This is a genomic window from Castellaniella sp. WN, from assembly GCF_054457555.1.
This window is the reverse complement of the sequence record NZ_JBTKZC010000001.1, coordinates 1,777,227-1,799,877: the sequence shown is the minus strand read 5'-3', so window position 1 is coordinate 1,799,877 and position 22,651 is coordinate 1,777,227. Positions and strand designations below refer to the sequence as shown.

At 63.3% G+C, this 22,651-nt stretch carries 18 protein-coding genes and 3 pseudogenes; 10 read left to right on the top strand and 11 right to left on the bottom strand.

Features of this window, described 5'->3' with window-relative positions; genetic code table 11:
- Nucleotides 1–2 precede the first annotated feature (2 nt).
- Both carB and ACTPOE_RS08345 read left to right on the top strand, forming a co-directional pair.
- Nucleotides 3–3,242: a carbamoyl-phosphate synthase large subunit gene (carB, locus tag ACTPOE_RS08350; protein ID WP_458871749.1), complete on the top strand. Its 3,240-nt coding sequence runs from the start codon at nucleotides 3–5 to the stop codon at nucleotides 3,240–3,242.
- 55 nt (nucleotides 3,243–3,297) lie between these two features.
- Entirely contained in the window at nucleotides 3,298–4,095 is a 798-nt protein-coding gene (locus ACTPOE_RS08345; protein WP_458871748.1) for an SDR family oxidoreductase, read from the top strand.
- A gap of 9 nt (nucleotides 4,096–4,104) precedes the next feature.
- Here the strand turns inward: ACTPOE_RS08345 and ACTPOE_RS08340 are convergent, their stop codons facing one another.
- Nucleotides 4,105–5,361: a hypothetical protein gene (locus ACTPOE_RS08340; protein WP_458871746.1), complete on the bottom strand. Its 1,257-nt coding sequence runs from the start codon at nucleotides 5,359–5,361 to the stop codon at nucleotides 4,105–4,107.
- Nucleotides 5,362–5,886: 525 nt separating this feature from the next.
- Here ACTPOE_RS08340 and ACTPOE_RS08335 point away from each other — a divergent pair.
- The 7 genes and pseudogenes from ACTPOE_RS08335 to ACTPOE_RS08305 form a co-directional block, all read left to right on the top strand.
- The gene (locus ACTPOE_RS08335; protein ID WP_458871745.1) at nucleotides 5,887–8,466 is read left to right on the top strand and encodes a hypothetical protein; all 2,580 of its coding nucleotides are present in this window, start codon (nucleotides 5,887–5,889) and stop codon (nucleotides 8,464–8,466) included.
- Nucleotides 8,467–8,588: 122 nt separating this feature from the next.
- On the top strand, nucleotides 8,589–9,752 hold the full coding sequence (locus tag ACTPOE_RS08330; protein ID WP_458871744.1) for a hypothetical protein: 1,164 nt from the start codon (nucleotides 8,589–8,591) through the stop codon (nucleotides 9,750–9,752).
- 214 nt (nucleotides 9,753–9,966) lie between these two features.
- Nucleotides 9,967–10,464, top strand: a complete 498-nt coding sequence (locus ACTPOE_RS08325) for a hypothetical protein (protein WP_458871742.1) — start codon at nucleotides 9,967–9,969, stop codon at nucleotides 10,462–10,464.
- Complete coding sequence (locus ACTPOE_RS08320) at nucleotides 10,454–10,864, top strand: hemerythrin domain-containing protein (RefSeq protein ID WP_458871741.1); 411 nt, start codon at nucleotides 10,454–10,456, stop codon at nucleotides 10,862–10,864. Before ACTPOE_RS08325 ends, ACTPOE_RS08320 begins: the two co-directional genes overlap by 11 nt.
- A gap of 12 nt (nucleotides 10,865–10,876) precedes the next feature.
- Nucleotides 10,877–11,299 carry an autotransporter domain-containing protein gene (locus ACTPOE_RS08315; protein WP_458872791.1) on the top strand — a complete coding sequence of 141 codons (423 nt, stop codon included), beginning with the start codon at nucleotides 10,877–10,879 and terminating at the stop codon, nucleotides 11,297–11,299.
- A 196-nt stretch (nucleotides 11,300–11,495) separates the two neighbouring features.
- Nucleotides 11,496–12,821 (top strand): solute carrier family 23 protein, encoded by a 1,326-nt coding sequence (locus tag ACTPOE_RS08310; RefSeq protein WP_458871740.1) that lies wholly within the window; start codon nucleotides 11,496–11,498, stop codon nucleotides 12,819–12,821.
- Nucleotides 12,822–12,889: 68 nt separating this feature from the next.
- A pseudogene (locus ACTPOE_RS08305) lies at nucleotides 12,890–13,244 on the top strand (carboxymuconolactone decarboxylase family protein); the annotation flags it as partial.
- A gap of 33 nt (nucleotides 13,245–13,277) precedes the next feature.
- On the opposite strand, the gene ACTPOE_RS08300 reads toward ACTPOE_RS08305, so the two are convergent.
- The 9 genes and pseudogenes from ACTPOE_RS08300 to ACTPOE_RS08260 all read right to left on the bottom strand — a co-directional run bounded on the left by ACTPOE_RS08300 (nucleotide 13,278) and on the right by ACTPOE_RS08260 (nucleotide 20,603).
- Nucleotides 13,278–14,243 carry a LysR family transcriptional regulator gene (locus ACTPOE_RS08300; protein WP_458871739.1) on the bottom strand — a complete coding sequence of 322 codons (966 nt, stop codon included), beginning with the start codon at nucleotides 14,241–14,243 and terminating at the stop codon, nucleotides 13,278–13,280.
- A 79-nt stretch (nucleotides 14,244–14,322) separates the two neighbouring features.
- A pseudogene (locus tag ACTPOE_RS08295) lies at nucleotides 14,323–14,508 on the bottom strand (tripartite tricarboxylate transporter permease); the annotation flags it as partial.
- Nucleotides 14,509–14,526: 18 nt separating this feature from the next.
- On the bottom strand, nucleotides 14,527–14,826 hold the full coding sequence (locus tag ACTPOE_RS08290; RefSeq protein ID WP_458870379.1) for a hypothetical protein: 300 nt from the start codon (nucleotides 14,824–14,826) through the stop codon (nucleotides 14,527–14,529).
- An 11-nt stretch (nucleotides 14,827–14,837) separates the two neighbouring features.
- On the bottom strand, nucleotides 14,838–15,920 hold the full coding sequence (locus tag ACTPOE_RS08285) for an IS630 family transposase (protein WP_458872790.1): 1,083 nt from the start codon (nucleotides 15,918–15,920) through the stop codon (nucleotides 14,838–14,840).
- 55 nt (nucleotides 15,921–15,975) lie between these two features.
- A pseudogene (locus tag ACTPOE_RS08280) lies at nucleotides 15,976–17,301 on the bottom strand (tripartite tricarboxylate transporter permease); the annotation flags it as partial.
- Nucleotides 17,302–17,316: 15 nt separating this feature from the next.
- Entirely contained in the window at nucleotides 17,317–17,781 is a 465-nt protein-coding gene (locus tag ACTPOE_RS08275) for a tripartite tricarboxylate transporter TctB family protein (RefSeq protein ID WP_458872789.1), read from the bottom strand.
- A gap of 168 nt (nucleotides 17,782–17,949) precedes the next feature.
- Nucleotides 17,950–18,723, bottom strand: coding sequence for a sulfite exporter TauE/SafE family protein (locus ACTPOE_RS08270; RefSeq protein ID WP_458871738.1), 774 nt, complete (start codon nucleotides 18,721–18,723; stop codon nucleotides 17,950–17,952).
- 148 nt (nucleotides 18,724–18,871) lie between these two features.
- On the bottom strand, nucleotides 18,872–19,579 hold the full coding sequence (locus tag ACTPOE_RS08265) for a fumarylacetoacetate hydrolase family protein (protein ID WP_458871736.1): 708 nt from the start codon (nucleotides 19,577–19,579) through the stop codon (nucleotides 18,872–18,874).
- A 43-nt stretch (nucleotides 19,580–19,622) separates the two neighbouring features.
- The gene (locus ACTPOE_RS08260) at nucleotides 19,623–20,603 is read right to left on the bottom strand and encodes a Bug family tripartite tricarboxylate transporter substrate binding protein (protein ID WP_458871735.1); all 981 of its coding nucleotides are present in this window, start codon (nucleotides 20,601–20,603) and stop codon (nucleotides 19,623–19,625) included.
- A gap of 780 nt (nucleotides 20,604–21,383) precedes the next feature.
- Between ACTPOE_RS08260 and greA the strand changes: the two genes are divergently transcribed.
- The gene (greA, locus tag ACTPOE_RS08255) at nucleotides 21,384–21,860 is read left to right on the top strand and encodes a transcription elongation factor GreA (protein WP_376815845.1); all 477 of its coding nucleotides are present in this window, start codon (nucleotides 21,384–21,386) and stop codon (nucleotides 21,858–21,860) included.
- 182 nt (nucleotides 21,861–22,042) lie between these two features.
- On the opposite strand, the gene ACTPOE_RS08250 is transcribed toward greA, so the two are convergent.
- On the bottom strand, nucleotides 22,043–22,642 hold the full coding sequence (locus ACTPOE_RS08250; RefSeq protein ID WP_458871734.1) for a YhbY family RNA-binding protein: 600 nt from the start codon (nucleotides 22,640–22,642) through the stop codon (nucleotides 22,043–22,045).
- Nucleotides 22,643–22,651 lie beyond the last annotated feature (9 nt).

Genomic DNA, 22,651 nt, shown 5'->3' with positions numbered 1-22,651 from the left:
CCATGCCCAAGCGTTCAGACATCAAAAGCATCCTCATCATCGGGGCCGGCCCGATCATCATCGGCCAGGCCTGCGAATTCGACTATTCCGGCGCCCAGGCCTGCAAGGCCCTGAAGGCCGACGGGTTCCGCACCATCCTGGTCAACAGCAATCCGGCCACCATCATGACGGACCCGGAAACGGCCGACGTCACCTACATCGAACCCGTCACCTGGCAGGCCCTGGAAAAGATCATCGAGATCGAAAAGCCCGACGCCGTCCTGCCCACCATGGGCGGCCAGACGGCGCTGAACTGCGCGCTGGATCTGGATCGCCACGGCGTGCTGGCCCGGCACGGCGTGGAACTGATCGGCGCCAACGCCCATGCCATCGAGAAGGCCGAGGACCGCCTGAAATTCAAGGACGCGATGACCGCGATCGGCCTGGAATCGGCCAAGTCCGGCATCGCCCACAGCATGGACGAGGCCTGGGCCGTGCAGAAGCGCATCGCGTCCGAACTGGGCACGTCCGGCTTCCCGGCGGTCATCCGCCCCAGCTTCACGCTGGGCGGCACGGGCGGCGGCATCGCCTACAACGCCGAGGAATTCGAGACCATCTGCCGCCGCGGCCTGGAGGCCTCGCCGACCAATGAATTACTGATCGAGGAATCCCTGCTGGGCTGGAAGGAATTCGAGATGGAAGTCGTGCGCGACAGCGCCGACAACTGCATCATCGTGTGCGCCATCGAAAATCTCGATCCCATGGGCGTGCATACCGGCGATTCGATCACCGTCGCGCCCGCGCAGACGCTGACCGACAAGGAATACCAGATCATGCGCGACGCGTCGATCGCGGTGCTGCGCGAGATCGGCGTGGACACGGGCGGCTCCAACGTCCAGTTCGCGGTCAACCCGGCCAACGGCCGCATGATCGTCATCGAGATGAATCCGCGCGTGTCGCGCTCCTCTGCGCTGGCGTCCAAGGCCACGGGCTTTCCCATCGCCAAGGTCGCGGCCCGCCTGGCCGTGGGCTACTCGCTGGACGAACTGCGCAACGAGATCACCGGCGGCGCCACGCCCGCCTCGTTCGAGCCGACCCTGGACTACGTCGTCACCAAGGTCCCGCGCTTCGCCTTCGAGAAATTCCCCCAGGCCGATTCGCGCCTGACGACCCAGATGAAGGCCGTGGGCGAGGTCATGGCCATCGGCCGCACCTTCCAGGAGTCCTTCCAGAAAGCCCTGCGCAGCCTGGAGGTCGGCGTCGACGGCCTGAACCAGAAGACCACCGACCGCGAACGCCTGCAGATCGAACTCGGCGAGCCCGGCCCGGAACGCATCTGGTACGTGGGTGACGCCTTCGCCCAGGGCTTTTCCCTGGAAGAGGTCCACAACCTGACGAAGATCGATCCCTGGTTCCTGGCGCAGATCAAGGAAATCGTCGACATCGAACTGGCGCTGGAACAGCGCACCCTGTCCGAACTGGACGACGGCACCATGCGCGAACTCAAGCGGCGCGGCTTCTCCGACCGGCGCCTGGCGTTCCTGCTGGACACCACCGAGGCCGAGGTCCGCAAGCTGCGCCACCAGATGAACGTGCGCCCGGTGTACAAGCGCGTCGACACCTGCGCAGCCGAATTCGCCACCACCACGGCCTACATGTATTCGACCTACGAGGACGAGGACGAGGCCGCGCCGACCGACCGCAAGAAGATCGTCGTCCTGGGCGGCGGGCCCAACCGCATCGGCCAGGGCATCGAATTCGATTACTGCTGCGTGCACGCGGCCCTGGCCCTGCGCGAGGACGGCTTCGAGACCATCATGGTCAACTGCAATCCGGAGACCGTGTCCACCGACTACGACACCTCCGACCGCCTGTACTTCGAGCCGCTGACGCTCGAGGACGTGCTGGAGATCGTCCACAAGGAAAATCCGGCCGGCGTCATCGTCCAGTACGGCGGCCAGACGCCGCTGAAGCTCGCACGCGCCCTGGAGGCCAACGGCGTGCCCATCATCGGCACCAGCCCCGACTCCATCGATGTGGCCGAGGACCGCGAGCGCTTCCAGAAATTGCTGACCAAGCTGGGCCTGCGCCAGCCGGCCAACCGCACCGCCCGCGCCGAAAGCGAGGCCCTGGCCCTGGCCAGCGAGATCGGCTACCCCCTGGTGGTGCGCCCCAGCTACGTGCTGGGCGGGCGCGCCATGGAAATCGTGCACGAGCCCCAGGACCTGGAGCGCTACATGCGCGAAGCCGTCAAAGTCAGCAACGATTCCCCGGTGCTGCTGGACCACTTCCTGAACAACGCCACCGAAGTCGACGTGGACTGCCTGGCCGACGGCGAACAGGTCATCATCGGCGGCGTGATGGAACACATCGAGCAGGCCGGCGTGCACTCGGGCGATTCCGCCTGCAGCCTGCCGCCGTACTCGCTCTCGCCCGAAATCGTCGCCGAAATCGAGCGCCAGACGGCCCTGATGGCCCGCGCCCTGAACGTCAAGGGCCTGATGAACGTGCAGTTCGCCATTCAGGACGGCGACGTCTACGTGCTCGAAGTCAATCCCCGTGCCTCGCGCACCGTGCCCTACGTGTCCAAGGCCACCGGCCGGCAGCTGGCCAAGATCGCCGCGCGCATCATGGCCGGCCGCTCCCTGGCCGCTCAGGGGATTTCCTCGATCCCGGCGCCGGCGCGCTATTGCGTCAAGGAGGCCGTGTTCCCCTTCGTCAAGTTCCCCGGCGTGGACACCATCCTGGGACCCGAGATGAAGTCCACCGGCGAGGTGATGGGTGTGGGCGAGACCTTCGGCGAGGCCTTCGTCAAGTCACAGATCGCCGCCGGCGCCTGGCTGCCCGAGTCCGGCCGCGTGTTCATCAGCGTGCGCGACCAGGACAAGCCGCGCGCCGTGGAAGTCGCCCGCGGCCTGGCCGCGCTGGGCTTCCAGTTGATCGCCACGCGCGGCACGGCCGCCGTGATCGAGGCCGCCGGTCTGGCGGTCCAGGTCGTCAACAAGGTCACCGAGGGCCGCCCGAACATCGTCGATATGATCAAGAACGGCGAGATCGCCATGGTCATCAACACGGTCGAGGAACGCCGCAATGCCATCGCCGATTCGCGCGCGATCCGCACGCAGTCGCTGGCCAACCGGGTGACTTTCTTCACCACCATCGCGGGCGCGCGCGCCGCCGTCGAGGGCCTGCAGTACCTGCGCCGAGGCGGCGGGCTGAAAGTCTACTCGCTGCAGTCCATGCACGCCGCCACGGCGGCCTGACGTCCTCATGGCGGGGGGTGAGTCCGGACACCGAGCAGTCCCAGCGGACTGCGCGGTGCCTGACGAATCCGAACCCGCCGGGCATCCCGAGCGCGTGTTCATCACGGGTGCCAGCAGCGGCATCGGCGCCGCCCTGGCGCGCCGGTACGCGGCGCGGGGCGCCGTGCTGGGATTGGTCGGCCGCCGTCACGGCGCCTTGCGGGCCTTGTGCGACGGCCTGCCGGGACAGGGGCACCGGATCTATGCGCTGGACGTGCGCGACCGCGCGGCGCTGCACGCGGCGGCGCGGGATTTCCTGGCGGGCGGTCCGGTGGACCGGGTCGTCGCCGGCGCCGGCATCAGCGCCGGCACCCTGACCGACGCGCCCGAGGATCACACGGTCTTCGAGGCCATCCTCGACACCAATGTCCTGGCCATGGTGGCGACCTTCGAGCCCTTCGTCGCGTCGATGCGGGCGCGGGGACGGGGCACGCTGGTGGGCATCGGCAGCGTGGCGGGGGTGCGCGGCCTGCCGGGCGCGGGCGCCTACAGCGCCTCGAAGGCGGCCGTGCGCGCGTACTGCGAAAGCCTGCGGGTCGAGCTGCGCGGCAGCGGCGTGCGCGTCGTGACGCTGGCGCCGGGCTTCATCGCCACGCCCATGACGGCGCGCAATCCCTATCGCATGCCCTTCCTGATGCCGGTCGAGCGCTTCGCCGAGCAGGCCGTGCGCGCGATCGACGCCGGCGTGTCCTATCGCGTCATCCCCCGGCCCATGGCCTGGGTGGCACGCCTGCTGCGCCTGGTGCCCGACGCACTGTACGATCGGGTCGCCTCCCGGCGCAAGCGCAAGCCCAGGATGGGCGAACGACCGTAAACTCCGGCGCTAGACTCCGTGGCTGATCAGATTGCTCATGTCGGTGGGGGAGGGGGCGTCGTTTTTCCCTGGTGACCACCATTGGTAGAGTGCCGCCACATCGCGGTATCTAGTTTTGCCAACCTGTAGGGCACCCAAGCGTTTAGTATTCAATTGGAGGATGAAGGCGTCGAATTCTGATGAGGTCTTGAACAGGGCTTTGGGCTCTGTTAAACAGTGGCGGCGTATTCTTGGGATGATGAAATTCAGGGTCTGGCGAGCGCTGTTGGCGGCCATAATAACTAAATCATCATTCACACTTCCTCGGATCGAGTTGATGAAGTCAGCCATGCTGTCGTAGCTTGTTTCGGATAGCAAGGTCTGGAGTCTTGCGCCGCGCAATTCCCCGGCCGAGGCCTTGCGGTTCGAGAATTCCAGGATGCAGTACTTATTCAGAGGGTTCGGGGCGCGAAATCTGGCTTGGAAAATATCGGGATTGGTCTGTACCATACGGATGTCTTCGAAATTTTCACTGCTGAATCCGGTGTCTCTGATCCGTTCCTCCAGGGCTTGCCGTGCGTCACTATCGTCGATCATGCCTGTTAAGATACTTTTGAAAAAAGCGGACTCGTCCTGTGTCTGAGAGGCCAACCTCCGGTTTTGCAACTCCAGGATCAGGCGCTGGTTCAGGTACAGCGCTTCTTCCAAGGCTTCGCGGCTGTCCAACGTCGTGGCGCCGATATTCTTCCGAGAGCCGATGCTGAGTGAGGCCCTCAGGCAGCCATGGGCGACATCAATATCCAGGGAGCATTCGGACTCGGGGCCATATTCATCCAGGGTCGTGTCGGCGATCATGGCCAGCTTGGCCAAGCGCTCGCTGGCGCTATTCCGGTTGGCGCCATTACATTGGTCGATATTCCTGATGTGTGTGCCAAGTTTGTTCAGCAAGGGCTGGGGGTTTTTGAACAGCAAGGGCCGGGGATTGTCATCCTTCTTCGGCGGACGCTTATCCTCCTGCCGCAGGGCCACGTCAAGTTCCGCCATCATCAGGGCATTTCTGAATGCCTGAAGCGTTTCGCCTGTCCCGATGGGCAGATTCTGTTGCTCTATGGTCAAGTTTTCCGATTCGGAGACTGCGATATTCATCCTATAGGCCCAGATGCCCTGGTTCTGATCCATGCCGATGATCAATTCAAAGCGATCGGCGTATTCCGATTTGGCGCTGGATCGGAGGAAGGAGAAATGCCCCAATAAGGATTCATGTTGCGCGAGGGTCGCTTCGCTCATTATCTGCGTATAGCAGCCATGAGGTTCTCCAATACTGGAAAAATGATGCAGCTCGGTGTAGGCACCCAGGATGGCGGCCTTTTCGACCCCCCCCCCTGAACCAGTCCTTGATCTTTTCAAAAAAACTCATGTGCGACAAGGCTTTCTCGGGTGATGTGGCCTGCATGATCGCGTTGAATCGGGAATCGCTGAAGACATGACGATTGAATGTGACTGACATGGGCGTTGACCTGGAGAAGAACCGCGTTGTGCCTGAATGGAGCGGATACGCCATCGGATCGATGCCGATGTGGACCGCGCGAAACTGGATACGGTGGGAGCTTGGTGGCAATTTGACGGGAATGGTTCACATGATGCATGGGCCGGTGCCGCGTCCCGCCGGCCGCCGGCCGGCCTGGCGACCTTCCTTCCCGCCACCGAGAGAGCGTTCAACGCCGCGGATCATCTTGTCAGGAACGCCGGGCGGCGGAGTGTTACTCATCGGCGCGAGTCGTGGCGATTCCGCCCCTCCCCCGACTATTGACAATGATGCCCATCATCCAGAATCACAGCTTCGCCGGCGCGCGAAGCGGCTTGACCGCCTGGCCGGAGAATTATTCGCGTGGCGCCCTGGGGCGGCACGGCAATGTGCGCTACAAAGGGGAGCGCGGCGCTACCCGGTTCGTCCCCGACCCCGATCCGCTGCGGAGCTTCCGCCGGGTCCTGGCCGACGCGGCGTTCCTCCTCTTCGCCGGGCCCGAGGAGCGGACGGCTCGAAATGCGCGCCTCGAAAGGCATGATGACAGCCGCCGCATCAGCAATCTGCTGGGCAGTCTGACGAGCAGGGCCGATGACCCGCGTCTTCAGGAAGAAGCACGGGCGAAGATATCCCGGGAACTGGGAGAGCTGGCTAAACGGGTGGAACAGACCGGCGGCGATGCGGGGACGCCGCGGGGGTTGTCCGGACTGCCGCATGGCAGGGAGTCTCTGGATCACTATTTGAAAAATGAACTGAGCGGCACGGACCTGCTGGCGCTGCGCGTGACCGTTCGCATGCTGAGTCGCCGGAACGGAGAATTCCGCGGGAAGGTGCTCGACGGGGTGCGTCCCCCCTTGTTGCGCGACCCGGCCGCCCGGTTGCTGGATGAGATCGTCGAGGCCATCGATCGCGAGGATGCCCGCCGAAAACTCCAGCGATCCCTGTCGAGCGTCAGCTCGTTGCTGTCCAGGAAACCCGCCGACCTTGAAGGGCTGGAGCGAAATCTCTTTCTGCTGTCCATCAGGCTCAAGTCGTCCTTTGAGGAGGACCGGACGCTCGATGCCTATCTGAGTGACTTGTCCGGCGAGGAATTGAAGATCCTGTCGCAGGATATCGGCGCGTTGAATGCCGCCAGGGACGGTCTGATCGATTTGATCAAGAAGCGCGACGGACCCGATGCCCCGGGGAAGGCCGTGACGGATGTTTTGAGCCGCCTGGGCGAGTCCCTGGACAGGGAAATCGGGAGGCGGGCGGACACGGTCTGCTCCAGACTGATCGATGTCCTGCGCGATGCGCTGATGCGGGCCGGCGCGGACCGTATTCAGGTCGTGCGGGCGCTATCCGATTTGAGCTGGAATGTCCGTGCCGTCGAGAAAACCCAGGGCGTTCCCATCGCATGTTCAATGGGCGGGCTCCTGATGTCGTCTCCGGAGGTGCGGCGGGCCCTTGGCCTGTTGCGTCATCCGGACGATCCCTCCGGACAACTGGCGGCGTCTTCTCTCAGGCGGCTGAATGACGATGCGCTGAATTCGTTGCGCCGCCACGATCCGGAGCCCTTCGGCCTGAGGCTGAACCGCAAGGCCTACGAAGAAGAAACGCTGTCGCGTGTCGGGGCGCTGAGCGGCCGGATGGTCGGAGCCGTCAGGAATCTGGTGTCCGGTCTCGATCAAAATCCCGTGGACGCGGCGAGTCTGGCGCGGTGGCTGCGCGATCTGGCTGAACTGGGGCTGCGGCGCGAACAGCAATTGATGGAGATGGGCTGGCTGAAGAACGAGTGTGACGAGTTGATCGCTCGGGATGTGGCTCGGGCGTTTCCCGGTCATGAGCCCGGGGATGTCGATTGGAAATTGCTGAATAGCCTGGAAGATGAATTCGACCGGATCAATATGGATTTGCTGGTCCAGCATGGCGAAACGGAAGCGGGTCGGCGGATCCACATGACCAGGAATCAGTTGAGATGCATCAGGTCGGTCCTGGATCGGGCCGGGAAAAAGGGGGAAGCCGGAAATGCCGGACGAGCGGATGGACTCCTGAGCAAACAGGAAATCCCCGGGGATTTCCACCGGTCCATCGCGGCGCTGTACAGCATGAATCACCGCCACGACGCGGGGCATGGGTGGCCTGTTTTTTTCCTGCCGCCCGACGAGGCGAGGCATATGCTGCTCAGTCTGATAGAGAAGGAACTGCCGATGGTCCTGAGGGAGGGCGCGCAGCTCGCCTCGGCCGGCGGACTGAGGAAATATTCCTTGAATGGAGAGGATTTTGATGTCTCCGAAAGATTTGAAATCGACGCGCTGAGAAACAAGCCCTCCGTTTCCCTGTCGGTTCGGGGCGTGGCAGTGAATGGAGAGGGCGTGCGGTTCGACTGGCCTGAAGGCCTGGACAAGGACTATGCGTCGCAAGCCCAGAATCGGCTCATGCTCGAAGCCTTGAGCACGCTGAAGAAAGCCGACCCCGATGCCCTGACCTTTTTGACGATGCTGATGCATCAGGGGCTGACAGCGGTCTTCGTGTCGGGATTGCGCACCCTGGTGGAGCGACATGATTTGTCGATACTGGAGTCCGAGGATGGCGCGCCGGTCGTCCCGCGGGGCGAAGGGAGCATGCACTGCGACATCAGGCGTGCCAGGAATGGCGGCTTTCTCGTCGGATTGAACATGGATGTCGCCGTCAAAAACAGATTCCTGTTCCTGAAGGGCGACCGGCCCTTGCTGTCCGAGGTGCAGATGCTGCAGGAAGGCGCTTCCCTGCGGATCTATGCGGAACTGAGTATCTCTCCCGCCTCGGCCTCGGGGGAAAGGAAGATCGGTATTTCCAGACCGCCGTTGTATAGCCACAGTCCGTTCAGGATTTCCGGGCGATCCTGAGGGGATGGCCGGCGACAGACGCCATGGCGCGAGGACTGTCGCGGTTCTCCGCGCAGGAACTTTGGCCGCTGCTGCGTTACACACCGTCAATGTTGACTGTCATTTTTCATTGATTGAGAGGTGTGACCGTGTTTCTAAAGATCCAGCAGTCCGACACCAGCAGCATCAATCACCATCCGGACGCGCATTCGGATGGGCAAGTGAAGCATTCGGAGGAGGCCCCGCGGGGGCACGTCGGCGATCAGGCGTTCCAGGTGGACGGCGGCATCCCCCTTGCCCGGTCCGGGAGGCCGCGGCAGCCCCTGAACAGCGCGTGCGGCGTCCGGCCGCCGGCCGCCAGCTGTATCGGCTGTCAGGTTGTGCGGGAGCCGTCCGGATCGAGCAAGCCTCCGGCGCTGGGAATCGATCATCCGGAGCATCGAATCGACGAGGATGATTTTGTCGATGTGAACGAGGATCGCGTTGCCGTTGCGCATGAGGTTCTCTCCGATGGCGAATCGGACAATAGCCCTGCCGCCGATGCGGACGATGACCGCTTTTTCGATGCGCATGAGACCCTCTCCGATGGCGAATCGGACAAGGGGCGTGTTGCCGATGCGGATACAGGCCCCGCCGCCGCGGCTGGAAGCCGTGTCGCCGCCACGGGCGGCAGCCCCGAGCCTGGCGGCCTGAAATTGAAGGATCCCGGCGCCTATCGTCCCGAAGTTCAGTGGCGTCTCAAAGTCCGGAGGCGTGCCGAGGATGTGCATCAGGAAATGCGGGAAGAGGTCGATACCCTGATGGACAAGGGGTTCAGGCGGGAGAACGCGCAGTGTCTGGTGAGGGGCCTGGACAAACTGTCCATCTTGCGCCAGAGGTATGTGGAGCGCTTGATCGAGGTCGGTGCTACCAGAGAAGAAGGCCATAGGACGGTCAAAACGGCGATGGATTTTGATATACAGAGGAATTATGGCCATCTGGATCGTTCGCAGCAGTTGGTATTCGTGGATCAGGTCGGCGATTTGAGGGCCGCATTTGGAACATCCATTCGATTGATTGAGGATGATCTCGCGGATCGAGGAAAGGACGGGATCATAGAAAAGATCCGTATGGTCGGTGACCTGCTCAAAGCGTTCGTGCATATCGCAGAGCTTCATACGGAGGGCCCCCTGAAGTTCGCCCCCGTGAGCAAGCGGATACTACTGGGGTACTACCCGCTGATCGCGAAAGAATATGGCATGCGCTTCCATTATCTCGCCAGCCAGCAACGGCCCAGGTTTTCGTTGCCGGCCAATCCGGGGCGGTAGGGGGGGCTGGTGTTCAGTTGCCGTGGCATCGCGGGTTGCTTCGAGGCGGCGCGTGCGATGTGCGCGGCGCGGGGGGGGGGGGCGATGGAACTTCGGGTTCGCATCGGTCACATAGAGCCTGGAGCCAGGGCATGATGCGCTGGTTTGAATCAATCTCTCATGGTGAAACGATCAGATGATAATGAGTTCGTATCCAGCGATGAGGATGCTCTGTTTGCACGAGGGCAATGCCTCTCAGGGGGCCGATTGGACGGGGCATCCGCTCAAGCCGGATACTCCGGCCGAGGAAGTGGCGCAGAATGTCTACACTAAAATCCAGGGCTGGTTCTGCGGCTCGCAAGAACGCGTGGTGGTTTCACATCTGTGCACGCTGTTCGATAAAAACAATGAGCCAGGAGGCTTCGCGCCATATCAAAAAGGAGCGGCCTTCGCCGCGCTGCATGATCTTGCCCACCCAGATTATCGGAATCGCTTCGAGTTCGACCGTAGCGCCGTATCCGGGTGTCTGGACATGACCAGCGAAGGCTTCGGACGTGTCGAGTTCAGATTCAGCAGATTTGATTGCCTGGAAGTACAAGAAGACCTTGGTGCCGGGCCGTCCGATGCCGATCGATTCTCCGATCGGCGGGATTGTTCGGAGACTTCTTGCGAGGGCATGTTGGGGGAATCAAGTCCCCGTTTCGTACCGGAGGAAATATTTTATGGATATTGAACGATTCAAACAGCAGCATGTCCAGATTCTCCAGGCCATCAGTCGGATACGTGCGTTGGTGGCAACTGGAATCCAGGAAAATGCGTCAGACATCGTATATGAGATCCGACTGATGAAATCCAAGATCGCCCTGCATCTTTCGATCGAGGACGACATCCTGTATCCGCGGCTGGAAAAGCAGGCGGAGCCGCAGATCGCCAATTTGGCACGGAAATATCAGGAAGAAATGAAACCTCTGGTCGAGGGGTTTGGACGGTTCATCGAGCGCTGGAGCCAGGAATCGACGGTGGCGGGCGATCCTGAAGGCTTCCGTTCCGACTGCAATATCGTGCTCAAGGCGCTGCACCAGAGAATCCAGCGCGAAAATACCGAGTTCTACCCTCGGATCGAAGCGCTCTAGCATGGCGCGCACCTGGGCCTGGGCCGTGTCCTCGGCCTGGGCGAGACGCTGGAGCTGGACGTGTACGGGCGCTATTTCTGGACGCGCGTCGCCGGCGCCGGGGTCACGGTGCTGGGCGATCGCTTCGAATTCAAGGACGCCGATTCACACCGCGCGCGCCTGGGCGCGCGGGCGCGCTGGAACGAGGCGGCGCCGCTGTCGGCCTACGCGGGCGCGGCCTGGGAGTATGAATTCGACGGCCGTGCGCGCGCCACTGTCTATGGTTACGCCGTTCCGGCGCCGTCGCTGCGCGGCGGCACGACGCTGGTCGAGGCCGGTCTGGCGTTCCGTGCGCCGGGCGTCCGGGGGCTGAGCGCCGAACTCGGTCTGGAAGGGCAGGCCGGCCGGCGGCGGGGCGTCGCCGGCGGCCTGGCGTTGCGCCACGCGTTCAATTGAGAAGCCGTTCGGCTCGCCGGGAGGGGTGACTCGGGAAAGGGGGGATTCGTCGTGGACGCAATGGCCGGCTTCACGCGGCCAGCCGCCATTCGTGTTCCGCCATCTTGCGGGGGCGTGGACGGCCGCCGTAAACTTGCGACGAAATTTCAACCCTCCACTTTCCTCTTCCGGACGGCCTTCCGGCCGCGACTCCTTCATGACGACTTCCTATTTCCCGCGGTGGCGCCGCGTGTCCGGCACCGCCGACGGCGCCGTGGTCCAGCCCGATGAAACCATGCCCTGGCCCCAGACCGTGGCCATGGGTGCGCAGCACGTCGTGGCCATGTTCGGCTCCACCATTCTGGCGCCGCTCATCATGGGCTTCGATCCCAACATGGCCATCCTGATGTCGGGGGTGGGCACGCTGATTTTCTTCCTGTTCGTCGGCGGCAGGGTGCCCAGCTACCTGGGGTCCAGCTTCGCCTTCATCGGTGGCGTGATCGCCGTCAGCGGCTATTCGGGCAGCGGGCCGAACCTGAACATGGGCGTCGCGCTGGGCGCCATCATCGTCTGCGGCCTGATCTACACCGGGATCGGCCTGCTGACCGCGCTGATCAACGCCCGCCAGGGCGGGGCGGCCGACTGGATCGACCGCTGGATGCCGCCGGTCGTCACCGGCGCGATCGTGGCCGTGATCGGCCTGAACCTCGCGCCGATCGCGGCCAAGGGGGCCATGGGCGGTTCCCTGTTCGAATCCGTCATGGCGCTCGTGACCGTGTTGTGCGTCGGTGGCGTGGCCGTCTATACCCGCGGCCTGGTGCAGCGCCTGTTGATTCTGGTGGGGCTGTTCATCGCCTGTGTGCTCTACCTAATTCTGGCCAACGGCCTGGGGCTGGGCAAGCCGATCGACTTCGCCGCCATCGCCGCCGCGCCCTGGCTGGGGCTGCCCAGGCTGACGGCGCCGGTGTTCGAGGCCCACGCCATCAGCGTGATCGCTCCGGTGGCCATCATCCTGGTGGCCGAGAACCTGGGCCATATCAAGGCCGTCGGCGCCATGACCGGCCAGAATCTGGACCGCTACCTGGGCCGCGCTTTCATGGGCGACGGGGTGGCGACGATGATTTCCGGCGCCATGGGCGGCACGGGCGTGACCACCTACGCGGAAAACATCGGCGTGATGACCGCGACGAAGATCTATTCCACCCTGGTGTTCGTGGTGGCCGCACTGGTGGCCCTGGTCCTGGGCTTCTCGCCCAAGTTCGGCGCGGTGATCCAGGCCATTCCGGCGCCAGTGCTGGGCGGCATGTCGGTGGTGGTGTTCGGTCTGATCGCCATCGCGGGAGCCCGCATCTGGGTGGTCAACCAGGTCGATTTCAGCGACAACCGCAACCTGATCGTGGCGGCCGTCACGCTGATCCTGGGGTCGGGCAATTTCTCCATCGCCCTCGGCGGCTTCAAGCTCGATGGCATCGGCACCGCGACCTTCGGCGCCATCCTGCTGCACGCGCTGCTGCGTGGAAGGAAGCGGCCGGCCGTGATCTGATCGGGTACGCCTCGGGTCCTGGCGCCGGGGCTGTCACGGCGAAAAAATGTAGAAAGGTCCGGTTCAGGATGCGGGCTTCGCGGCTCAATGGCTGCGTGTTCTGCGTGGACATGCACGTCAAGGAAGCCAGGCTCAAGGGTGGGCGCGAACTGCGCCTGCACCATGTGGCGGTCTGGCGTGAGTCGCCGCCGCTCACGGACAATGAGCGGGCGGTTCTGGAGTGGACGGAGGTCCCGGCGAAGCTGCCTGCGGGGGTGTCCGGGTGAGGTCCACCAGCGTGCGCGGCTGTCAGGGGAAGAGCTGGCCAGCCTGCCGTTCCTCATCGTCGGTATCAACGGCTGGAACCGCCTGGTGGTAGGCTTCCAGACCGCGCCGGGCTCCAAGGACGCCCTGTTTGGGCTGGACAAGGCAGGGCTGAAGTAACGCCCGTAGGCCCTGCTGGCGCTCGAGGCGCGCTCACAGCGTCTCCGGCGTGTCCTGTGCCCGTGTCTTGAGCCACCGGAATATGGCTTTTATGTAAGGCTCGTCTTTCTTTGAATTCGCGCACAGCAGGTAGTATCCGCCGGCACTTTCGACACATGGCCGAAACGGCGCTGTAAGCCCGTCCATCGTAGCTTGCGTGAGCAGGATGTCCGGCACGATCGCGAAACCGTGGCCTTCCTGTGCCGCTTCAATGGCGGTGAAGAAATGGCCGTAATACTGGTTGCGCCCGCCGCGCGGCATGGGATGTCCCTGGGCGCGGAACCAGTCTGGCCAGCAGTTGGGGCGGTTGATGTTGTGCAGCAGGCAGTAGTCCCGGCCCGCATCTGGCCGGGACTGTCCGCCATGGGTCAGCAAGGATGGCGCACAGATCGGTGTCAGGATGTCGGGCGCCAGCGCCTCGGCGTGGACCAGATGCCAGTTCTCCACCATCTTGAAGTCGACCTGCGGTGCGTGTTCCGGGTATTTTTGCCCGGGCAGCTGCCCGAGGCGGATCGCGATGTCGGTTTCACCATCTTCGAGGTTCACCGGACTCATTGACGTGATGAGGCGCAATTCGATGCTCGGATGCGCGCGCCTGAATTCCGACAGATAGGGCAGGAGCCACAGCACCGCAAGGGACTGCATGATGTTCAGCGTCACGATGCGGGTCACCGGCTCCGCCGTGTGGTGCGGCTGAGCCTGCTCGATGAGATCCAGGGCCTGGGTGATCTTGGTCTGGTATCGCTCGCCGAAGGGCGTGAGCGATACTCCGCGATGCTGCCGGCTGAACAGGCGGCGCCCCAGGTACTGCTCGAGCAGCCTGATCTGCCGGCTCACGGCGCTTTGCGTGACCGATAGTTCGTCGGCCGCGTCGGTGAAGCTGCGATGCCGGCTGACTGCGTCTAATACCACCAGCCCCTGCAATGGGGGCAGCTTTCTGCGGTGGTTGGAAAACTGCATCTGGGCCTCTCGGGGGGCTGGGGGTGGGGAGCGTGGTTTGCCGGCGGCGCCGGTTTCCGTAGGCCGCCACCGCCGGGTCTCAGTCGTCCTCCGCGAATGCGTCCTCGCGTCGCTTGCGGATGGACGGCAGCGTCACCAGCAGGAGCAGCACGGCGGCCGCCACCAGAAGCCACAGTGAGAGGGGGCGTGTGACGAAGGTTGTGAAATCCCCCCGCGACAGCAGCACTGCCCGCCGGAAGCTCTCCTCCATCATCGGGCCTAGTACAGCATCCTGTAAATAGGTTTAATAATTATCGGGCTGCAAATACGGCTGCAAGAGTGTGGCGACCACCTGTGCCATCTCGTCGAGCGAGCCTGTGCCTGGCAACGGTTCCCAACGCCCACTATGGCTTCGAAAAGCCGCGCCATAATGATTACGGTCCAACTCGGTCAGCCGCGCCACCACGGTCAACTGTTCATCGTCCACACGTTTGATCAGCAGATGATGCCCGTAGGTTTGCGTAGCGATCTGCTCATGGCCGAGCAGATGGCGCAGTTGTCGTTGCAAGTGGGTGGCGTGTTCTTTGGCGGATAAGGCTGGCATGTCGCTCCTCGTTATGATTCGCCGGTTTGTAGCGGATAGCCCCGGAAACTCCATTTGAACGGGCGTGCCGCCTGATTATGCGTGCGGACAAATTGTGCCGTGCGCTCGCGCAGGTGCGCAGTGCTGGTGTGACTGGCATGGCGCAGCACTCGGCGTGTATACCGGGCAAACCAGAGTTCGATCTGATTGACCCAGCTCGCGTGCAATGGCGTGAAGTGAAAGTGAAACCGTCCGGCATGCCGCGCATTGAACGCCTGCCAGACGGCCTGGGCGCGATGCGTGTTCAAATTATCCCAGACGACATGCACCTGCTGGTCAGGGTACGCAGCGGCCAGGCGTTCCATGAAGGCCAGCAAATCGGCCTGGGTGCGCCGATCGCCACAGTCCGCCGTCACCTGCCCGGTATGCACATCCAGCGCGGCGATCAACGACTGGGTGCCATGGCGGACATACTCAAACTCGCGCCGACGCAGCCGCCCCGGCGCGGGATCGCGGCCCCGGTGCTTGCGCTCAATCGCCTGGATGCCGGTCTTCTCGTCGATGCTAAGCACCACCGCATCTCGAGGCGCTCTGCGGTACAACTTGCAAATCTCGTTGACCCTCTCGCGAAAGGCCGGATCCGGACTATGCAGCCATTGCTGGACCCGGTGCGGACGCACATCGCCGGCCTGCAAGATGCGCTGCACGTGGCTGCGGCTGATCTGCTCAACGACACCGCGTTCCAACGCGCGCGCCACGATCTCGTCGAGCGTGGGAGTGACCCGCCCCTCAGGCTCCTGCGCTTCGCACGCCAGTGCGATCAGTTGCAGCCGCTCTTCGTGCGTGATGCGCGCCGGGCGACCGCTGCGTTCGCCTTCACGAATACCCTGGGCGCCTTGCTGAGCAATGCGCTTGCGCCACAGGCAGACTGTTTGCACCGATACTCCCAGTTTGCGCGCAATGACCGTGCTGCTATGGCCCTCATGCGCCTCCAAGGCGATTCGTGCACGCATGACATCGCGCTGCGTAGCGGTCTTGCGCGCGATCAGCGACAGCAGTTCCTGTCTGTCCTTCTTTGCCAGCTTCACTGGCGTTGCAGGGCGGCCTCGGTTCATCACGACATGATAGCCGAGGCGATTAATTATTCAAAGTATTTAAGGGATGTTGTACTAGTATCAGGCCCAGCAATAGGGGCGCACCCTCACACCGCAACTTGTACCAGATGTAGCCCAGCAACCCGAAGGCCGCCGTCACATAGACCTCGAAGACGTCATTGTTGAGCGTGTAGACGCCGACCGCGCAGAACACCAGTATCGCCGGGAAGAGGATGTGATACGGGATATCGAGCAGCTTCACCCAGATGCCGATGAGTGGCAGGTTCAGGATGATGAGGATGAGGTTGCCTATCCACATCGATACGATCAGGCCCCAGAATAGATCTGGGTGATTTGTCATCACCTGGGGGCCTGGCTGGATATTGTGGATCATCATGGCGCCCAGCATGAGGGCCGTCACGGCGTTGCCGGGGATGCCCAGTGTCAGGAGCGGGATGAAAGACGTCTGAGCCCCCGCGTTGTTGGCTGATTCGGGGCCGGCCACGCCCGCCGGGTGGCCCTTGCCGAAACGTCCCGGCTGGCGCGAGATCTTCTTCTCCAGCGTATACGAGGCGAAGGATGACAGGGTGGTGCCGCCCCCCGGCAGGATGCCCAGCGCACTTCCGATAGCCGTGCCGCGGAGGACGGCGGGCCAGGCCTCCTTGAATTCCTGCTTGTTGGGATACAGGGTTCCCACCTTGCTGGTCAGTTTGACGCGCTTGTCCCGCAGCTCCAGGTTGGTGATGATCTCGGCGAAACCGAAGACGCCCATTGCGACTGCGGCGAAGTCTATGCCGTCCTGGAGCTGCGGGAGCCCGAAGGTGAAGCGGGAGATCCCGGAATTCACGTCGATTCCCACGAGTCCCAGCAGCAGCCCCAGGACGACCATGCCGATCGCCTTCAGGATCGACCCCGAGGCGAGGACGACGGCACCGATCAGGCCCAGCACCATCAGCGAGAAATATTCGGCGGGGCCGAACGCGAAGGCGACCTGTGCGAGCAGCGGTGCGAAACCGGCGATCACGACGGTCGCCACGCAACCAGCGAAGAAGGACCCCAGCGCAGCGATCGCCAGCGCCGCGCCGGCCCGGCCCTTCAGGGCCATCTGGTGCCCGTCGAGCACCGTCACGACGGATGATGTCTCACCGGGCAGGGCCATCAGGATGGCGGTTGTCGAGCCTCCGTAGGAGGCGCCGTAGAATATGCCGGCCAGCATGATCAGCCCGGCCACGGATGGCAGGACATAGGTGATGGGCAGCAGCATGGCAATTGTCGGCACGGGGCCTATCCCGGGCAGCACGCCGATCATGGTTCCGAGAAGGCAGCCGATGAGGCAGTACAGGAGGTTCTGCATCGTGAAGGCCACGTCGAACCCCAGCGCCAGGTGATTGATGATCTCCATGTCGTCGCGCCCTCCTTAGCTTAGATTGAGAAAGCCCGGCCACAGCGGGAAGATGATGCCGAGCCCCTTGACGAAGGCCAGCCAGACGAAGAGTGTCATGCACACGCCGTTCAGGACGGAGATCTTCCAGCTGAATACATGGCTGGCGAGGCTGCTGACCACTACGAGCAAGAAGACAGAGAGGTAGACACCCAGGAAGTCGAGCAGGATGCCGAAGAGGACGACGGATCCGATGATGATGCCCAGGATGAACAGGTCGAATCCTTCGACCTCGGTCTTTTCAGCGTGCGGGTCCAGGCTCTTTGCGCTGATGGCCAGCCCAAGTGCCGCGAGCAGCAGTCCGAGCCAGAACGGGAAATACCCTGGTCCCATGCGGGCCGCCGAACCCATGGCGTAGTGGCTCGATGTGGCGGCGAGCCCCAAGCCGATTGCCAGGAACATGACGCCCGACCAGAAATCCTGCTTGTTTCTAACTTTCACCGACATTCCTCCCAATCCAGATGGATCGTTCGTCACCCTCTCAAGGCGGTGTCGATACAAATGATCAAGACAGTGATTCAGCGTGGCCGGGCTGTCGCGTGTCGGTGACGCCCTGCGTGGACTGTCGCACGGCACGCGTCTGTGGGCGGACGTGCGTGCATGCGCCAGCTATGCGTAGGTCTTGATGAAATAGATCGCGGATAATGCGAATCCTATGAATATTATGCCGATGCGCAGCCAGCCCTGGGGGATGCGCCGGGCCGCGACGGCGCCAATATAACCGCCCAGCGTGGCCGCGATCAGCATGATGAGCGTCTGTGTCCACGCCACTTTGTTGGCGAGGATGAAGGTCGCCACCGCGACACTATAGATAATGGCACTCAGTAGATTCTTGAAGGCATTCAGCACCAGGATATCGTCGTGCCCGCTGATTGATAATGCCGCCAGCAGCAATATGCCCATGCCGGCCCCGAAGAATCCGCCGTATATCGCTACCAGCAGATAGGCCAGAGTGGAAAGCGCGCGCGTGCCGCGCGAGGTGAGTTTGAAATGGCCCCTGGCGCGCGTTCGCAGGGCTTTCAGCGGCTGGCTGCAGGCGAACAGAAGCGTCGCGAAGAGCAGCAGCCACGGGATCAGGCTGGTGAACACCGCCTCCTGGATGGCGAGCAGCAGCAGCCCTCCACCGATCCCCCCGATGAACGACACGCCCGACAGCCAGGCGAGATTGCCCTTGTGCAGGGCAAGTTCCCGGCGGTATTCCCAGGCGCTCGACAGGCTCGCCGGCCATAGCGCCACCGCGTTGCTCGCGTTTGCGATCACCGGAGGGACACCCACCGCCAGCAGCGCGGGGAAGGAGAAGAAGGTTCCTCCCCCCGCGACCGCGTTGACCGCACCTGCGATGAATGCGGTCGTGATGAGGAAGGAGATCTCGAAGAGGCTCATGTGCTTGTTCCGGCGGGTTGCGACGGGCCGTGTCGCCCGCCGGCCGCTGGCCGCCGGCCGTCTCGGGTGGCCGGGCGTCTAGTGTCCCGTTTGGTTGGTTTGTGTACTTGAATTCGGGTGGCGCAGGCGCCGAATTTAAACATCGCGACTAGGCCAGCATGGAGGCGATCTTCACGCTCAGGGGAGGGAGTGTGTCGATCCGGACTTCCAGCGTGTCACCCACGCGTGTGGCGCCGACGCCCTTGGGCGTGCCGGTGTAGATGAGGTCGCCCGGCTGCAGCTCGTACAATCCGGAGAGCTCCGCAATGATGCGCGGCACATCCCAGATCATGTCCGCCAGCGTTGCATTCTGGCGTTCCTGGCCGTTCACCTTCACGACGATGCGGCCCTCTGGCGCGCCGCCGTTGGAGCGCTGAATCGTGCCGATCGGCGCGGAGTGGTCGAAAGATTTTCCTGGCTCCCAGGGCAGCCCCTTGTCCATGCAGTCATTCTGCAGATCCCTGCGGGTAAGATCCAGGCCCGCGGCGTAGCCGAAGACGTGCGTCAGGGCGTTCCCCGGAGCGATCTTGCGCCCGCTCTTGCCGATGGCCACCACCAGTTCGCCTTCGTAGTGGAACTCGGCCGTGGCGGGCGGGTAGGGGACTTCGCTGCCATTTTGCATGATTGCGTCGGCCGGCTTTTGGAAGAAGAAGGGTGGCCGGCTCACGTCGCCATTCATTTCCTTTATGTGTTCCATGTAGTTCTTGCCGACGCAATACACCCTGCGCACGGGGAATCTCTGCTCGCTGCCGGCGATGGGCAGCGTGTTCGTGAAGACTCCCGGAAACGGGTAATTCGGGGCGGAAGCTGTCTGCATCTCATGACTCCAAAGTGATTATTTGTGGGAAAGTCCTGCGGGTTCAATCGAGCTTCATGTGGCTGGCTTCGACGACCTGGGAATACTTGTCGATCTCGTTTTTTATGAATGTCGCGAATGTCGGGGGCGTGCCCGCCTCGCCGGCTTCGATGCCCAGGCGCGCGAGCTTGTCCACTACGTCCTTTTCAGCGAGCGTCTGTTGTAGCGCAGTGTTCAGCTTGCCGATCGCTTCGTCGGGCGTACCTGCGGGCGCAAGCAGTCCGTACCAGTTTTGAACCTGAAATTTGGGGTATCCCGCTTCGCTGAATGTAGGAACGTCCGGCAGTTCCGCCTGGCGGCTGGGCCTTACGATGGCCAGTGCCTTGAGCTTGCCCGTTTTGATGTTCGGCAACGTGGCCGGCAGCGTGAAGAACCCTATGTCAACGTTCCCGGCCATGATGTCGACGACAGCCGGGCTGCTGCCCTTATAGGGGACGTGTGTGATGTCCGTCCCGGTGATCTGTTTGAAGAGTTCCCCTGCCAAGTTTGCCGCAGCGCCCTTGCCGTCCGATGCGTAGAACAGGGTGGCGGGTTCCTTCTTCGCCAGGGCCACGAGCTCCTTGACGCTGGATACATGGATGTCCGGTTTTGCCACCAGAACCGTTGGTGAGTAGCCGATGTAGCCCACCGGCTCGAAGTCCTTGCTCATGTCATAGGACAGCGAGTTGTACACAGCTGGCGCGATGGCATTGGAATTGACCTGGCCCAGCAGCACCGTATATCCGTCGGACTTGGCCCGGGCGACATACGTCGTGCCCAGCGTGCCCGCGGCGCCTGGCTTGTTGATGACGACCACCTGCTGGCCGAGCTTGTCCGAAAGTGCGCTGGCGATGATGCGCCCGGTCGTGTCGGCGCCGCCGCCGGGGGGAAACGGCACCACCATTTCGATCGTCTTGGCTGGGTATTGCGACTCGGCGGATGCGGGAAGTGCAATGAGCAGCGTTGCCGCGGAAAGGGTCGCCATCAGAACAGTGACATTTTTCACTTGCTTGTCTCCCATAGTCGTTATAAAGAGGGCTGGTGTTCCGTTTGGTTGGTTCGCGGGCCGATTTCGGGCGCATGGGCGGTTCTGTTTGACGCGGAGACGCGGAGCCCTCGGCGCGGCTTTGCGCGTCCGGGGACCGAAGATGAGCATCCGAGTCAGCCAAATGGGACACCAGGGGGATCCCTGAACCATGTTAGTGAGGCCCCCGTGGGCGGACAAGCGATTAATACGCCCAGATGCATGCGTCCCGGTCATGGCTGGGACGCAGGCGATGGCGCTGCGGGTGTGGCGAGCGTGGAGAGAGTGGAGAGCGCACGCCGTCTGGGGCGGTGCTCACGCTGCAGCACCGACGCAGCCGCGGCCTGTGAAAGTGTCCCGTGGCATACCTGCCGAAGTATCCGCAGCCTGCCGGCTTCCTTCCGGCTCATCGTGATCATCGTCCCCGCCCGCCTCAATGATCTCGATGATGTGACTCATACCGTTGAACCGGACATTCTCACGTTGCGTCCATCCTGGCGCAGGGGCTTGCTTTTTCCCTCCGGATTGCCCACAATACCTCTCAAGCACCCCGGTTTCGGCCGGGGTTTTTCACGGGCGAGCCGGCAGGCCACCTGGTCGGGATGCGGATGGCGCCATGCCATGGCCGCATCTCATAGGCCCATACGCGGGCGCGCATGGCCAGGCAGCCCCCAGCGGGCCGGAACCACCACATTTCGCCCACCTTCTTTCGTTGTCAGGCGCCCCGCGCATGGGGCGTCTTTTACTTTTGAGTCAGGAACTATGGCTGCGATCCCTTTGACAGCTCGCGGGGCAGAGCGTTTACAAGCTGAATTGCATCGTCTGAAGACGGTCGAACGCCCCGAAGTCATCAATGCCATCGCCGAGGCGCGCGCGCAGGGCGATCTGTCCGAAAACGCCGAATACGATGCCGCGCGCGAGCGCCAGGGCTTCATCGAGGGCCGCATCCAGGAACTGGAGGGCACCCTGTCCAACGCCCAGATCATCAATCCGGCCGACCTGGACGTGTCCGGCCAGGCCGTGTTCGGCGCGACCGTCGAGATCGAGGACCTGGAATCGGGCGAGCGCCTGACCTACCAGATCGTCGGCGACCTGGAAGCCGATATCCGCGCCAACATGATTTCAGTGTCCAGCCCCGTGGCCCGGGCGCTGATCGGCAAGAGCGAAGGCGATGTGGTCGAAGTGCGCGCGCCTGCCGGCGTGCGCGAATACGAAGTCTGTTCCGTCAGTTACGAATGACGGATGGCGGTCAGCCGAATCAGGTCGTTGGTTCGCCTTGTCCACCTCGCCGCTTGCAAGCGGCTCGGATTCGGCAGGCACGGGGCATCTCCAGCCGTGGCAGCTTCTCCACCTCGCCGCTTGCAAGCGGCTCGGATTCGGCAGGCACGGAATAGTCCGCAGGGACTATTCCGTGTCCGGCCTCATCCCCGGCTCGCGCGGCCGCGGCGGGCTCCGGCGCGCAGCGACAGCGCACTGCCGCCACGGCGCGGGATGCCATGGCCCGCGTCCGCACGAACGCCTCGCGCCGGCTTGCCGGAACCCCGGTCGTCGGCCGCGCGGGGTTTCCGGGCCGTGTCCCGCACCGGCCGTTTTTCCGCGCCGCCCTGGTCCGCGCCGGCGGCTCGCTTCGAGGCGGGGCGGGTGGCGCGCGGCTGCGCCGCCTGTTTCTTGGGTACGTAGGGCTCGGATTTCCGGCGCACGGCCCGGGTGGCGTTTTCGGCCGCCTGGGCGGCTTGTTGCGCAAGCGGATCGGGCCGATAGATAATCAGCGTTTTGCCGAGATGATGCACTGCGGCGCAGGACAGCGTTTCGCAGATTTTCGCCAGCATCGCATCGCGTTCATCGCGCTCGGCGCCGGCGACGCGGATCTTGATCAGTTCGTGGGCCGCCAGGGTGCGGTCGATTTCTTCCAGCACGGCGGCGGTCAGGCCGCGGTCGCCGATCAGGACGACGGGATGCAGGGGATGCGCGGCGGCGCGCAAGGCGCTGCGCTGCTGAGAGGTCAGTTCGAGTTTCGGCATAATGGAATT

What these genes read in the sequence shown, in the direction of transcription:
- ACTPOE_RS08335 (WP_458871745.1), top strand. Translation starts at nt 5,887, where the DNA reads ATGATGCCCATCATCCAGAATCACAGCTTCGCCGGCGCGCGAAGCGGC.
- ACTPOE_RS08265 (WP_458871736.1), bottom strand. Translation starts at nt 19,579, where the DNA reads ATGCAGACAGCTTCCGCCCCGAATTACCCGTTTCCGGGAGTCTTCACG.
- ACTPOE_RS08285 (WP_458872790.1), bottom strand. Translation starts at nt 15,920, where the DNA reads ATGAACCGAGGCCGCCCTGCAACGCCAGTGAAGCTGGCAAAGAAGGAC.
- greA (WP_376815845.1), top strand. Translation starts at nt 21,384, where the DNA reads ATGGCTGCGATCCCTTTGACAGCTCGCGGGGCAGAGCGTTTACAAGCT.
- ACTPOE_RS08320 (WP_458871741.1), top strand. Translation starts at nt 10,454, where the DNA reads ATGGATATTGAACGATTCAAACAGCAGCATGTCCAGATTCTCCAGGCC.
- ACTPOE_RS08270 (WP_458871738.1), bottom strand. Translation starts at nt 18,723, where the DNA reads ATGAGCCTCTTCGAGATCTCCTTCCTCATCACGACCGCATTCATCGCA.
- ACTPOE_RS08310 (WP_458871740.1), top strand. Translation starts at nt 11,496, where the DNA reads ATGACGACTTCCTATTTCCCGCGGTGGCGCCGCGTGTCCGGCACCGCC.
- ACTPOE_RS08290 (WP_458870379.1), bottom strand. Translation starts at nt 14,826, where the DNA reads ATGCCAGCCTTATCCGCCAAAGAACACGCCACCCACTTGCAACGACAA.
- carB (WP_458871749.1), top strand. Translation starts at nt 3, where the DNA reads ATGCCCAAGCGTTCAGACATCAAAAGCATCCTCATCATCGGGGCCGGC.
- ACTPOE_RS08300 (WP_458871739.1), bottom strand. Translation starts at nt 14,243, where the DNA reads ATGCAGTTTTCCAACCACCGCAGAAAGCTGCCCCCATTGCAGGGGCTG.
- ACTPOE_RS08250 (WP_458871734.1), bottom strand. Translation starts at nt 22,642, where the DNA reads ATGCCGAAACTCGAACTGACCTCTCAGCAGCGCAGCGCCTTGCGCGCC.
- ACTPOE_RS08340 (WP_458871746.1), bottom strand. Translation starts at nt 5,361, where the DNA reads ATGAGCGAAGCGACCCTCGCGCAACATGAATCCTTATTGGGGCATTTC.